Origin of the sequence: Salinisphaera dokdonensis CL-ES53 (assembly GCF_040361215.1) — a bacterium.
Lineage (GTDB): Bacteria > Pseudomonadota > Gammaproteobacteria > Nevskiales > Salinisphaeraceae > Salinisphaera > Salinisphaera dokdonensis.
Genome location: NZ_APND01000003.1, coordinates 602,155 through 614,135, shown reverse-complemented (window position 1 = coordinate 614,135; position 11,981 = coordinate 602,155). Strand labels below are relative to the sequence as shown.

Genomic DNA, 11,981 nt, shown 5'->3' with positions numbered 1-11,981 from the left:
CAGCCAGATCAGCACGTGGATGAGGGCCGCGAACAGCTCTGCCTCGCGAAAGCGTTCGTCGTGCTCGACGCGCAGCATGTGGCGAAGCCGCCGCTGCCAGCGATAACGGCCTTCGTTCAGACCGTCTGCCACCCGATCGACGGTACGGCTGGCGAGCCAGGCGACGAGCACGGCGGCAAGTGTCCCCGCGGCGGGGCGTAGCGGCAGATCGGTGAAACGACCGGGTTGGAGCCGGTCGGAAATGCTTAGGCCGACGGCGGTCAATGCCAGTGCTGCGACCAGCAGCGTGAGAAACGTATAGCGGGCCACGTACGCGCGACCTGCGGATACAGGGTATGCACTATTACTGGCATGTTCACGCGGCGCGGCGGCCTACGAGTAACGCAGTCCGGCTATAGTTCCTGCTCTCGCGGATAGATGTCGTCGGATGTAATCGTGCCGAGTCCGGGCCATTTGAGTGCTGGATGGGTTGGATTTATCCCCCAGACCAGCCCGAACAGGTTGATCTCGATACCTTCGTCCCAAGCGATGAGCAGACCGACAGCACCATATAGCGACAGCTGGTATCCGGTGCCGCTCGGTGCTGCGCTGATCAGGTCGCCGGCGAGATAGTCCTTGCCGATCGCGGTCGAGGGCAGCTCGACCTGCAGTTCCGGGACCCGTCGGACAAGCCACGCAGTAAACGTATTGCTGTTCGGGCCGGGCCAGATCCGGTAATCGGGAAACGGATACTGCGGCAGAACTTTCTCGATGCTGCGGATCGCCTGCTCGGCGACCGGCCCGCGCAGGTCGAGCAACATATCCGGTGTGGCGCCGACCCAGCGGCGGTCCGGCATGCCGATTCGGGAGGTCAGCGCCGGGCTGTTCCAGCCGGTGACCTGATGAACGGTGTAGGTCTGCGCGCCGGCCGGCTTGGTTGCAACCCAGGTATGCACGGCGAACAGGCCGCGCCAACTGAAGGCGCGGGCGGCGTAGACCTGAACCACGGCTTGTGGCGTATCGGCCGCGGCCGGGGCGAGCCCAGCCGTCGAGCGGTCTGCGGCGTGCCAGGGCGTCCCGAGCCGGATCTCGTCGCTGGCGAGCATGAGCAGCGGGCCGGACGCCACCAGGCCGATGATAATCAGCAGGCCGACGAGCCACCGCTTTGCCGTGTTCATGTGTGGGCGATTGCTACCGGGCGAGCGGGGCGGCCTGCGGTCTAGGCCTTGATCGTCACGTACTCGAGCACGTCGACGACCTGTTCGGGCGACTGCGCCCAGGCCATGGCAGAGGCGTCGACTTCCTTGAGCGGGTGGACGATGTCTTCGCCGTGCAGGGTGATGTAGGGGCGCCCGAGCGCGGCACAGTAGCCGGCGTCGAAGGCGGCGTTCCACTGTTTGTACTGATCGCCGAAACGGATGATGGCGATATCGCAGTTCTCGATCAGGCTCTTGGTGCGGATGCCGTTGACCTTTGAAGACTGGTGGTCGCGCCAGAAGCCGTTGTCCGGCTTGCCGAGAACGTCGCCGGCTGCATCGCTGGCCGGATGATCCGTGACCGGGGAGACGAAGGTGACCGGTAGGTCCCGCGCTTCTGCGCCGGCCCGGATCTGGTCGCGCCAGTCGGTATGGATCTCGCCGGAGAGATAGATCGTCCAGTGCATGGCGGTGGCGTGGGTGCTCATTCGCAATCCTTGTCGAGTTTTTTCGATGGCCCGAGCCGGCGGAGCGCCGCCCGGACGAAGGTCGAGGGCGCCAAAGCCTACTGCAACAGCCGTGTGCTCGCTATCGCCTGCCTTGCGGCCCGCATCCATATCCCGAACACTCGGGTAACCGTTAAGCGAACCCCAGTGATAGCTATCGCCATGAAGCGTTTATCTTTTGTGCTTGTTGCCGCGGCTCTCGTATTGGCTGTGGCGTCGGTCACTACCGCCTCGGCCGCCGAACCGGAACCGATCCGGATCTATATCGACGAGTATGCCGAAGGGCAGGTGATGAGCCATGTGGCGAAAAGCGTCATCGAGTCCGAATACGATGTGCCGGTCGAGCTGAAGACGGTGTCGGTCGGCCCGGCGTTTCTGGGCGTCGCCAAGGACGACCGCTCCCTGTTCCTCGTCGCCTGGCTGCCGCGCACCCACGGCGATTACATGGATCGCGTGGGCAAGGACGTCGACAACCTGGGTGAGCTGTTCGACGGCGCGCGCCTGGGTTGGGCCGTGCCCGCCTATGTGCCGCAAGATCAGCTGTCGAGCATCGCAGACATGAAGAAACCCGAAGTGCAGGAAAAGCTCGGCGGCACGATTCAGGGCATCTCTGCCGGCGCCGGGCTGATGCAGGTCTCCAAGGAAACCATCGACGGCTACGGCCTCGACGACGACTATCGTCTGATCACCGCCAGCAGTGCAGCGATGACGGCTGCACTCAAACGCGCGATCGACAACAGGGAATGGATTGCGGTCACCGCCTGGAGTCCGCACTGGATGTGGGAACGCTTCGACCTGCGTTATCTCGACGATCCTGAAGGCCTGCTCGGCGGGCGCGAGCATGTGGACGCGATTGCGAGCAAAGGCCTCGCCAAGAGCGAGCCCGACGTACACGCCATGCTCAAGCGCATGCACTACAGCCTCGATCAGATCAACACGATGCTGGTGAATGCCGAAGCGACGTCTTACAAGGAAGCGGCCCAGATATTCATCGACGAACATCCGGAAGTGATTGCCGAATGGACCGGCAAGAGCGCGACACACTGATCGATGCGCGGCTCGACATCGGCCCTAGGCATGGCTGGTGTTTTCAGCCGGCGATCGAGCGGCCTTCGAGCCAGGGCAGCGTCGATAGCCTGATCTGCCAGCCGTCGTCTGCGCGTTCCGCGAAGCTGATTTCCAGCGCAGTGCGTTCCCGGAGAACAGTTGTTGTGAGCGTTGCTGGATCGGCCAACAGATCGTGCGCGGGGGCGATGCCGGCGCGGGCCGTGACAGCCATGGCGTGATCGCCGTATTCGAGCCAGGCCGGCAGGCCGTCGGCATCGAATTGCACGATCGGCTCGGCTTTCCTGTTCTGCGATACACGCGACCAGAGTTCCCGGTAGCGACCCACCGGCTGACGCTCTTCGAGGGTGTTTTCGTCGACGAATCGCATGACGCCAAGGTCCTTCTCCAGCCCTGGCGACAGATCGACCAGCCGGTGCCAGCTGCAGAAGTGGCCCTCGACACGGGTGATGCCGGCGAACGCCGTCTGCCCGGCGAGCCAGATCAACTGTTCGTGGCTGCAATCGTCCAGCGAACCGACGCCGCTGAAATCGGGTCGCTCGCCGGGCACGCGCAGGTCTGCATGCCAGTCGCCCGCCTGCAGCCAGTACACCTGTGTATCGCGGTCGACGTACGTAGGCTCACCGTTGGCCGGTTCGGCATATAGCGTGCGTTGCCACAGACCGTGATAGCGGAGCGGTACGTGCCCCATGATCAGACGTCGTCCTTGTGGCGGGCGTGCTGGCCCAGCGTGCCGGCGCCTCGGGCGCCGTCCGGCAGTTCGATCTCACCAGCCGCCAGCCGTTGCTTGAGGTAGTTGAAGGTCTGAATCGTCTGCGCCCAAAGATGATCGCCCGCGGCCAGCGGTTCGTACTTCGGCGTGTCGCCGTCGTCCAACATCGCCGGCAGCGGCGCCACTTCGGTGTGGTAATCAGCGGCGAAGAACAACGGGAAGCTGTAGCGCTCTTCCTTGACCTTACGTACCCGGTGCGAGGTGGCCACGAACGCCCCGTTGGTCCAGATCTCGAGCATGTCTCCGATGTTCACGATCAGTGCATCCTTGCGGTAGGGCACGTCGATCCATTCGCCGGCGCCATTCATCACCTCTAGGCCGGGTGCGGTCGGGCGCAGCAGGGTGAAGCATTCGTAGTCGGTATGCGCGCCGATGCCCTGGGCGTCGGTGGCGTTCGGATCATAGGGGTAATGAATCAGGCGCAGCTGGCTCGGCGGTTCGTTGACCCTACCCAGCAGGGCGTCGGTTTCCAGGCCGAGTGCCTGTTCGAAGCCGCGCATCAGGGCCCGTCCGACGTCGAACACGTTCCGGTAATAGGCATAGACGTCGTCGGCGAAGCCGTCGAGATCGGGCCAGACGTTGGCGCCCATCATCGGCGTGCCTGCGCGCACCTCAGGGTGGTCGCCCGACAGTTCGAACGACAGGTCGAATGCTTCCTTGGCGTCGGCCTTGGTCGGATCCGGGGCTTCCTCACCGGCGGGGACATAGCCGCGGTGATTGTTCGACTTGCCGATGTAGTGCTCCATCTTGCGTTCGAATGGCAGGTCGAAGAAGCGCTTGGTCTGGTCGAAAAGCGCCTGCTGGCAGGACTCGGAAATGCCGTGGTTCACGACGTAGAAGAAACCGACGTCGCGGCCCGCGCGCCCGAGTTCCTCGGCCGTCGCCTGTTGCGCCGCGGTATCGCTGCCGAACAGCGGGGCGATGTCGATGGCGGGGATGGATTCGAAGGCGGTGGGTTGGCGGGTGCTCATATCAAACCTCTGAATTCGTGCTTTGTTGCATCGCTTGTTGGAGCGCTGGCAATTCGAGTTTTCAAATGGGTATGGCGGTGTGTGAAGTTGCCTCAGCTTTCGGTGGGCGCTTTGACTTGGTGTTTCGCACTGCTGTGCGACTCCCTTTCTTTTGCTTGTCCAAAAGAAAGGAAGCAAAGAAAAAGACACCCTCTCTCGCGTCGGCGCTACGCGCCGATACCCTGCGCTGCTCGCCCGGCCGGGGCGCAGCCGGAACTCGCCGCGCTGCGCGCGACTCAGACACCCGGCTGCTTGATCCCCGGCCGTGCTCCGCTGCTCGGCGCTTGGCCAAGGGAACCCAATGAAGACAAGCTCCCTGCGCTCGCCAAGATCGCTCAGCGGTTTTTTGGGTCGGACGGCGCCGAAGGCGAATCTGACCGGGCCAAGTCGCTGGATCCAATTTCCACTCGACAGCTTGTCTACCGAAACACTTCGGGTCGGGTTGACTGTATTCGGGCCCCGTGTGGAGCGACGAGAAGCGCAGGGCCGAAGGGTGTCCGGCGCACTGCGCCGGTGCGGCCAGCCTGTTTGAGGATCGCCAAAGCGATCCGAGTTCTGGCCGCATCCCTTCGGCGTGAGCATCGCAGTGCACCGACGCGCTTCGCGTCGGCGCGCAATCCGGGTGTCCTTTCCTTTGCTTACTTTTGTTTGGACAAGCAAACGAAAGTGAGTCGCACAGCAGTGCGAAACAAAAGGTCCGACTAACTCGTGAGTGCCGAAAGACTCGTGGCATAGAATCAACGGTTCTACGTTCAGCCTCGTGTCGTTTTTCAAGCATCGTCGGTATCGAGAATCACCACCGGCTGGCCCGCAGCCACGGCCCCGCCTTCGGCAATTGGCAGGCGCGCGATACGGCCGGCCTGACGAGCGACGATTTCGACTTCCATCTTCATGGACTCGACCAGGGCAACGACCTGACCGTCCTCGACGGCATCGCCTTCAGCGACCTGCAATTTCCAGAGGCTGCCGGAGACCGGACTGTCGACGCCGGTCTCGTTCGCGGCCAGCTCCGCGGTTTCGCTGACTTCGGGCGTGTTGTCCTCGAAGGTGAACTGGCCGTTGGCGCGCCAGTGCGCCATTTCCTCCTGGAACGCCTGTTCGCGTTGTTCGCGAAACGTGGCGATCTCGTCGCGGACCGGTTCGAGCGCGGCTTCGTGTTCGGCGAGCGAGAACTTGACCGTCTCGGTCTTGAGATCGAACCGCCCGTGGATGAACTCCCGGCGGATCTCGGTGAGCTCGTCGTGGCTGACCTCGTAGAACCGTAGCTGATCGAAGAAACGCAGCAGCCACGGCTTCTCGAAGTGGGGGGTCTCGCGGTAGCGATTCCACATCTGCAGCGTGCGACCAACGAACTGGTAGCCGCCTGGGCCCTCCATGCCGTACACGCACAGATAGGCGCCGCCGATGCCTACAGAGTTTTCGGCCGTCCATGTCCGCGCCGGGTTGTACTTGGTCGTGACCAGGCGCTGGCGCGGGTCGAGCGGGGTGGCCACGGGCGCGCCGCGATAGACATCGCCGAGACCCATGACCAGATAACGGGCGTTGAACACGATATCCCGGATATCGTCCTGGCTGTTCAGGCCGTTGATCCGTTTGATGAAATCGAGATTGCTCGGGCACCAGGGTGCATCCGGACGTACGCTGCGCTGATACTTGTCGATGGCTTCCTGGCAGGCGGGATCGTCCCAGGATAGCGGCAGATGCACGACGCGTGATTCGACGGCCAGGTCCTCGACGTCGCGCAGCTCGCGTTCCGCGGTTTCCAGATGGGCGAGCAGCGCATCGAGTGAGAGCACGTTCGGGTCGTAGTGGATCTGCAGCGAGCGGATGCCGGGCGTGAGTTCAGCGATGCCGTCGAGCGGGTTCTTTTGTAGCCACAGCATCCAAGCGTGGGCGCGAAAACGCAGCGCGATATCCAACTGCATCTCGCCGAATTCGATCAGCAGGAAGTCGTCGCCGGCACGGCGATAGACCAGCTGCTCGCCGGCGGTTTCGGTATCAAGTTCTCGCAGGATCGGGCTGTCGCGGTCTGCGGCGAACGCCGGCTTCGGCGTTTCGTCGAGGGTCGCCAGCAGGGTCTTCTGGCGTGCTTCGAGCGCCCGCGCGGTGTCGAGCGAGACGGGTACGAAGCGCACGGTATCGCCCGCTGCAAGTTGGCCGAGCTTCCAGCGTTCGGCGCGCACGGTCGTGGCCGGACACACGAAGCCGCCGAGCGAAGGGCCGTCCGGGCCGAGGATGACGGGCATGTCGCCGGTGAAATCAATCGTGCCGAAGGCGTAGGCGTTGTCATGAATATTGGACGGGTGCAGGCCGGCTTCGCCGCCGTCCTCGCGTGCCCATTCGGGGCGCGGGCCGATAAGGCGCACGCCGGTGCGGTTGGAGTTGAAGTGGACTTCCCAGTCGTGGCCAAAGATGGTGTCGACGTCGTCTTCGGTAAAGAAATCCGGCGCGCCGTGCGGGCCGTAAAGCACGGCGACCTGCCAGTGGCGCCCGGACTCGTTGGGCGTGCCGTATTCGGGCTGGAGATCGGCGGCGAGCGTGCGCGATTCGACGGCGTCGAGCGGCGCCAGCGGAAGCACGTCGCCGCTACGCAGTGCGCGCCCGGCATGGCCGCCGAACTGGCCGAGCGTGAAGGTCGAACGCGACCCCAGATAGGCCGGACAGTCGATACCGCCGCGAATCAGCAGATAGCAACGCGCGCCGCCGTTAATCTTGCCGAGCTTGAGTTCGGCGCCGGCGGCGACGTCGAGCACCTGCCAGGCAGCCATCTCGACGCCGTCCAGCGTGGCCGCGATCGGCGCGCCCGCAATCACGATCTGGGTCGCGCGATTGAAGCCCAGCGTCGGACCGGTGAGGGTGATTTCCAGACCGGCCGCGTCGGGCGCATTGTCCAGCAGGCGGTTACCGAGACGGAACGACCAGTTGTCGAACGGACCGGACGGCGGCACACCCACGTCCCAGTGCCCGGTGCGTCCGGGCACGTCCTGAATGGTCGTCATCGTGCCCGCATCGAGCACTTCGATGGTCGGCGGCGACCATTCCAGGTCGGCCAGCCAGCGGGTATGGATATCCGCGGTCGCGAAACGCTCGTCGGCCAGCACATGGGCCAGCCAAGTTCGGTTGGTTTCGATGCCGTAGACGGCGCTGTCTTCCAGCGTTTTGGCCAGGCGGGCGCGTGCCGTATCGCGATCGGTCGAATGCACGATGACCTTGGCCAGCATGGGGTCGAACAGCGGCGAGATCTCCAGCCCGGCTTCGATGGAATGATCGATACGCAGATCGTCGCCGGTTGGGAATATGACCTGTGTGAGGAGCCCGGCGCTGGGACGGAAATCCTGGTGCGGATCTTCGGCGTAGAGCCGGGCCTGGATGGCGTGACCGCGTGGAATGAGGTTGGCAGTCAGGGCATCCAAGTCGCTCAGTTCGCCGGCGCCTAGACGCACCATCCAGTCGACGATATCCACGCCGTAGACTTCTTCGGTCACGCCGTGCTCGACCTGCAGGCGCGTGTTCATTTCCAGAAAGAAGAAATCTTCGCGCGTGGCGTCGTAGATGAACTCTACCGTGCCGGCGCTGCGATAGTTCACGGCCTCGCCCAGGCGCACGGCGGTATCGAGCAGGGCGTTGCGTACAGCCTCGGGCAGAGCCGGTGCCGGGCATTCCTCCAGCACTTTCTGGTTGCGGCGCTGCGTGGAGCAGTCGCGCTCGCCGATGGCGGCGATCTTGCCTTCGCCGTCGCCGAAGATCTGGACTTCCAGATGACGGGCTCGGGCAATATAGGCTTCGACGAACACGCCGGCGTCGCCGAAGTTGCGCTCGCCTAGGCCGCGTACGGAGTCGAAAGCGCGGGTGAGTTCGCCCTCCGTTTCGCAGACCTGCATGCCGATGCCGCCGCCGCCCGCGGTGGACTTGAGCATGACCGGGTAGCCGATACGCTCTGCTTGCTGCCGGGCTTCGGCGACGTCGTCGAGCAGCCCGGAACCGGGCACGAGCGGCACGTTGGCGTTCTCGGCCAGCTTGCGGGCCTCGTGCTTGAGGCCGAAGGCATGCACCTGTTCTGCGGTCGGGCCGAGGAAAACCACGCCGGCCTTTTCGCAGGCAGCGATGAAATCCTCGTTCTCCGAGAGAAAGCCGTAGCCGGGATGGATCGCCTCGGCGCCAGACTCGGCAGCGATGGCCAGCAGCCGGTTGCGATCGAGATAGGTATCGCTCGCACCGCCGCTGCCCAGCGAGTAGGCCTCGTTGGCCTCCTGCACGAACAGGGCATCGCGATCGGCTTCGGCATAGACGGCCACCGAGGCCACGCCGAGGGCCTTCAGGCTGCGCTGAATACGTCGGGCGATGGCGCCGCGGTTGGCGATCAGGACTTTGGAAAACATAGGGCAATGCCTTCAACGGCGGGTCGTCCCGCGGTTTGTCGTCGGCGGCGCGGGTCGTCCCGGCGCCGGTCGCGATCGGCAATGCCGATCAGTCCCAGATCAGCACTTCCAGTGGCGTCGGGTTGAAGCCGCTGCAGGGGTTGTTGAGCTGCGGGCAGTTGGAGATGAGTACGACGACGTCCATCTCGGCGATCATCTCCACGTACTTGCCGGGTCCGGAGATGCCGTCGTCGAAATACAGCTCGCCGTTGGCGGTGACCGGCACGTTCATGAAGAAATTGATGTTGTGGGCGATGTCGCGCTTGGTGATGCCGTACTCGGGATGGTTGGCGATCGCCAGCATCCAGTTGTCGCGACAGGAATGCATATGCCGCTTTTCCAGGTCGTAGCGCACCGTATTGGACTCGCTGGCACAGGCGCCGCCGAGCGTGTCGTGGCGCCCGCAGGTATCGGCACTGATCATCAGCATCACGTTGTTGAGATTCGAGCGCAGCTCGGTGCCCGTGGTCAGATAGACCTTGCCCTGTTCGCGCACGGTATCGACCGCGCTGTAGCGCTCGGATGGGTCGTTCGCGTTGAAGAACAGGGTGTCGGCGGCTTCGTTGCCTTCGACATCGACGATACGAATCGTCTGGCCGGCTTTGACGGTGCCGATGTAGTGGTCGCCGGCATCGATGAGTTGGCGAAAGATCGCGTTTTCTTCGCGTTGTTGGCTTGCGATGGTCATGGCGTGCTCCTTGTCGATGGTTTCAGCCGGCGCCCAGGTGATAGAGACGGTTGTTGGCGAAGCCGCGCGCGTTCTCGTCGCAGTGCTGCCAGCAGACATCGTTCTCGTCGGGGGCGGCGGCGGTGCCGAGCGCGATACCCACCCCGCGCTTGGGGTATTCCGCGGCGGGATCGAGCGGGTGCGGGCAGGTGTGCAGTGCGACCAGCGTGTCCATCTCGAAACGCAGCGTGACCGAATCGCCGGCCTTGCAGTGGCCGGGCACAAACGACAGATGGCCGTCGTCGTCGGCCGCGACTTTGGAGAACACATTCAGGTTGGCGGCGAGATCACGCTTGCCCAGGCCGTACTTGGCCAGTTCGATCAGGAAACTGTCGTGGCCGGTCTGGGTCCAGTCATTGAGCGCAGCCTGAAAGCTCACTGGCTGCCAGCCCTTGTCGATCATGTGGCCGGCGTGGAGATTGCCGCCGACCGGATCGTGCCAGCCCAGATCGTCCTCGATGATCGAGGCGAAGATCCGCCCCATATCCGAATACAGGCAGTTGCCGCGGGTCAGCTTGAAGGTGTGCTGACATTTCAGGCTGTCCGGCAGGTTCAGCCGTTCGAGCAGGTTCTCCGGGTTGTACATGAGCAGGCCGACGTTGGTGTCGGGCTCGCTTGCGGTCAGCGTCATGGTGGTACCGCGACGCAGGCGCAGCGACCAGTGCTGGCCGCCGGGCAGGTGCGTTTGATAGGCGGGTTCGCTCACGATGTCATGTCCTCCTGAAGTTTCGTGGCCTGGGAAGGCGCGTCCTCGCGGTTGCGTTCCACGTCCAGGTCGTAGGTGATGGTGGCGCCGTAGGCCTGCGGCGCCTGCGGATCGTCACGCCACTTGTCGAAGACCCACACGCGCGTACCCAGCGCGAAGGCTTCTTCGATGTCGTGGGTGATCATGAAGATGGTCAGCTTCTGTTCGCGCCAGAGCTTGCCCACGAGCTCGTGCATGTCCTGGCGGATGCCCGGGTCGAGCGCGCCGAAGGGCTCGTCCAGCAGCAGAATCCGCGGCTTCATCATCAGCGCCTGGGCGATGGCCAGACGTTGTTGCATGCCGCCTGACAGCTCGTGCGGATACTTGTCGAGCGCGTGCTGCAGGCCCACTTGGGTGAGGCGTTCCATGGCTGCTTCTTTGGCCCTGCGCCGACCGGCGCCGAACAGCTTGCCGAACACATGCGAGCGCGACAGTTCTTCGGCGATGATGGTGTTGCCGAGCACGGTCAGATGCGGGAAAACGGAGTATTTCTGGAACACCACGCCGCGATCCGGGCCGGGTTCGCCCGGGATCGGTTTGTCGTCGACCAGCAGCTGGCCACGGGTGATCGATTCGGTGCCGAGCAGCATCTTCAGGAACGTGGTCTTGCCACAGCCCGAGGCCCCGACAATCGTCACGAACTCTCCCGGCTCGACGGAGAAGTTCAGTCGCTCGAGCACGACATCGTCGCCGTAGTGTTTCTCGAGGCCTTTTGCTTGAACGAGACTCATCCGGCTGCCTTTTCGTCGACGTGGTACCAGGGGAACGACCAGCGCGAGATCCACAGCAGGGCCTGATCGATGATGAAGGCGAGCAGCGTGATCCACGCGACATAGGGCAGGATCACGTCCATTGCCAGATAGCGGCGCACGAGGAAGATGCGATAGCCGAGGCCTTCCTGCGCGGCGATCGCTTCGGCGGCGATCAGGAACAGCCAGGCACTGCCGAGCGCCAGCCGGGTCGCGGCGATCAGGCGCGGGGTGAGCTGGGGCAGCAGCACCCGCAGCATCACCTGCCAGGAATTAGCACCCAGCGTTTGCGCCTTGATGCGCTGTTCGTCCGGAAGGCGTAAAGCCTCACCGGTGAGATCGCGGATCAAAAACGGCGTGATGCCGATCACGATCAACACGATCTTGGCCAGCTCTCCGGTGCCGAAGGCGATGAACAGAATCGGCAGAATGGCCAGCGGCGGGATCAGCGAGACCACGGTGATCAGCGGCGAGAACGGCGCCCGGAACAGGGGCAGGCCACCGCTGAACAGGCCGAAGAACAGGGCAGCCAGCGCGCTGATTGCGACGCCGATGCCCAGTCGCTCGAGACTGGCGAAGGTGTCTGCCCAGAGCGGAATGCTGCCGGTACGTACGTTCGCCTCGGTGGCGAGGCCGTAGAAGGTCTCGCCCATTGCGGCCGGCGAGGGCAGCAGTCGGTCGTTCGGGTTCTCCGCCAGCCGCGCGCTGGAGGCGCTCAGGTAGACGAAGGCGATCAGCATGAACGGCAGCAGAGCCAGTGCGACGCGTGCCGGGCGCTTGGGCTTGAGATTGATCAGGCGCTTCATGGAAAGGT

General features: G+C 63.9%; 11 protein-coding genes. 1 reads left to right on the top strand and 10 read right to left on the bottom strand.

The features are described from left to right. From SADO_RS12380 to SADO_RS12370, 3 genes are all read right to left on the bottom strand, one after another. The coding region (locus tag SADO_RS12380; RefSeq protein ID WP_353111801.1) for a hypothetical protein at positions 1-309 on the bottom strand (309 nt) is incomplete at its 3' end. An 83-nt stretch (positions 310-392) separates the two neighbouring features. Then, entirely contained in the window at positions 393-1,157 is a 765-nt protein-coding gene (locus SADO_RS12375; RefSeq protein ID WP_353111799.1) for a DUF3750 domain-containing protein, read from the bottom strand. Between the two features lie 41 nt (positions 1,158-1,198). After that, complete coding sequence (locus SADO_RS12370; RefSeq protein ID WP_353111833.1) at positions 1,199-1,642, bottom strand: YtoQ family protein; 444 nt, start codon at positions 1,640-1,642, stop codon at positions 1,199-1,201. A gap of 201 nt (positions 1,643-1,843) precedes the next feature. Here SADO_RS12370 and SADO_RS12365 point away from each other — a divergent pair, with 201 nt between their 5' ends. Then, complete coding sequence (locus SADO_RS12365; RefSeq protein ID WP_353111797.1) at positions 1,844-2,728, top strand: glycine betaine ABC transporter substrate-binding protein; 885 nt, start codon at positions 1,844-1,846, stop codon at positions 2,726-2,728. A 43-nt stretch (positions 2,729-2,771) separates the two neighbouring features. Here the strand turns inward: SADO_RS12365 and SADO_RS12360 are convergent, their stop codons facing one another. The 7 genes from SADO_RS12360 to SADO_RS12330 all read right to left on the bottom strand — a co-directional run bounded on the left by SADO_RS12360 (position 2,772) and on the right by SADO_RS12330 (position 11,973). Further along, the gene (locus SADO_RS12360; RefSeq protein ID WP_353111795.1) at positions 2,772-3,437 is read right to left on the bottom strand and encodes a hypothetical protein; all 666 of its coding nucleotides are present in this window, start codon (positions 3,435-3,437) and stop codon (positions 2,772-2,774) included. A 2-nt stretch (positions 3,438-3,439) separates the two neighbouring features. Further along, positions 3,440-4,489, bottom strand: coding sequence for an isopenicillin N synthase family dioxygenase (locus tag SADO_RS12355; protein WP_353111793.1), 1,050 nt, complete (start codon positions 4,487-4,489; stop codon positions 3,440-3,442). Positions 4,490-5,298: 809 nt separating this feature from the next. Next, entirely contained in the window at positions 5,299-8,907 is a 3,609-nt protein-coding gene (uca, locus tag SADO_RS12350; protein WP_353111791.1) for an urea carboxylase, read from the bottom strand. Between the two features lie 88 nt (positions 8,908-8,995). Continuing rightward, positions 8,996-9,634 (bottom strand): urea amidolyase associated protein UAAP2, encoded by a 639-nt coding sequence (locus SADO_RS12345; RefSeq protein WP_353111789.1) that lies wholly within the window; start codon positions 9,632-9,634, stop codon positions 8,996-8,998. A 22-nt stretch (positions 9,635-9,656) separates the two neighbouring features. After that, positions 9,657-10,379: an urea amidolyase associated protein UAAP1 gene (locus tag SADO_RS12340; RefSeq protein WP_353111787.1), complete on the bottom strand. Its 723-nt coding sequence runs from the start codon at positions 10,377-10,379 to the stop codon at positions 9,657-9,659. After that, positions 10,376-11,149 carry an ABC transporter ATP-binding protein gene (locus tag SADO_RS12335; RefSeq protein ID WP_353111785.1) on the bottom strand — a complete coding sequence of 258 codons (774 nt, stop codon included), beginning with the start codon at positions 11,147-11,149 and terminating at the stop codon, positions 10,376-10,378. Before SADO_RS12335 ends, SADO_RS12340 begins: the two co-directional genes overlap by 4 nt. Continuing rightward, the gene (locus SADO_RS12330) at positions 11,146-11,973 is read right to left on the bottom strand and encodes an ABC transporter permease (RefSeq protein WP_353111783.1); all 828 of its coding nucleotides are present in this window, start codon (positions 11,971-11,973) and stop codon (positions 11,146-11,148) included. Before SADO_RS12330 ends, SADO_RS12335 begins: the two co-directional genes overlap by 4 nt. Positions 11,974-11,981 lie beyond the last annotated feature (8 nt).

What these genes read in the sequence shown, in the direction of transcription:
- SADO_RS12355 (WP_353111793.1), bottom strand. Translation starts at nt 4,489, where the DNA reads ATGAGCACCCGCCAACCCACCGCCTTCGAATCCATCCCCGCCATCGAC.
- SADO_RS12345 (WP_353111789.1), bottom strand. Translation starts at nt 9,634, where the DNA reads ATGACCATCGCAAGCCAACAACGCGAAGAAAACGCGATCTTTCGCCAA.
- SADO_RS12335 (WP_353111785.1), bottom strand. Translation starts at nt 11,149, where the DNA reads ATGAGTCTCGTTCAAGCAAAAGGCCTCGAGAAACACTACGGCGACGAT.
- SADO_RS12375 (WP_353111799.1), bottom strand. Translation starts at nt 1,157, where the DNA reads ATGAACACGGCAAAGCGGTGGCTCGTCGGCCTGCTGATTATCATCGGC.
- SADO_RS12330 (WP_353111783.1), bottom strand. Translation starts at nt 11,973, where the DNA reads ATGAAGCGCCTGATCAATCTCAAGCCCAAGCGCCCGGCACGCGTCGCA.
- uca (WP_353111791.1), bottom strand. Translation starts at nt 8,907, where the DNA reads ATGTTTTCCAAAGTCCTGATCGCCAACCGCGGCGCCATCGCCCGACGT.
- SADO_RS12360 (WP_353111795.1), bottom strand. Translation starts at nt 3,437, where the DNA reads ATGGGGCACGTACCGCTCCGCTATCACGGTCTGTGGCAACGCACGCTA.
- SADO_RS12370 (WP_353111833.1), bottom strand. Translation starts at nt 1,642, where the DNA reads ATGCACTGGACGATCTATCTCTCCGGCGAGATCCATACCGACTGGCGC.
- SADO_RS12365 (WP_353111797.1), top strand. Translation starts at nt 1,844, where the DNA reads ATGAAGCGTTTATCTTTTGTGCTTGTTGCCGCGGCTCTCGTATTGGCT.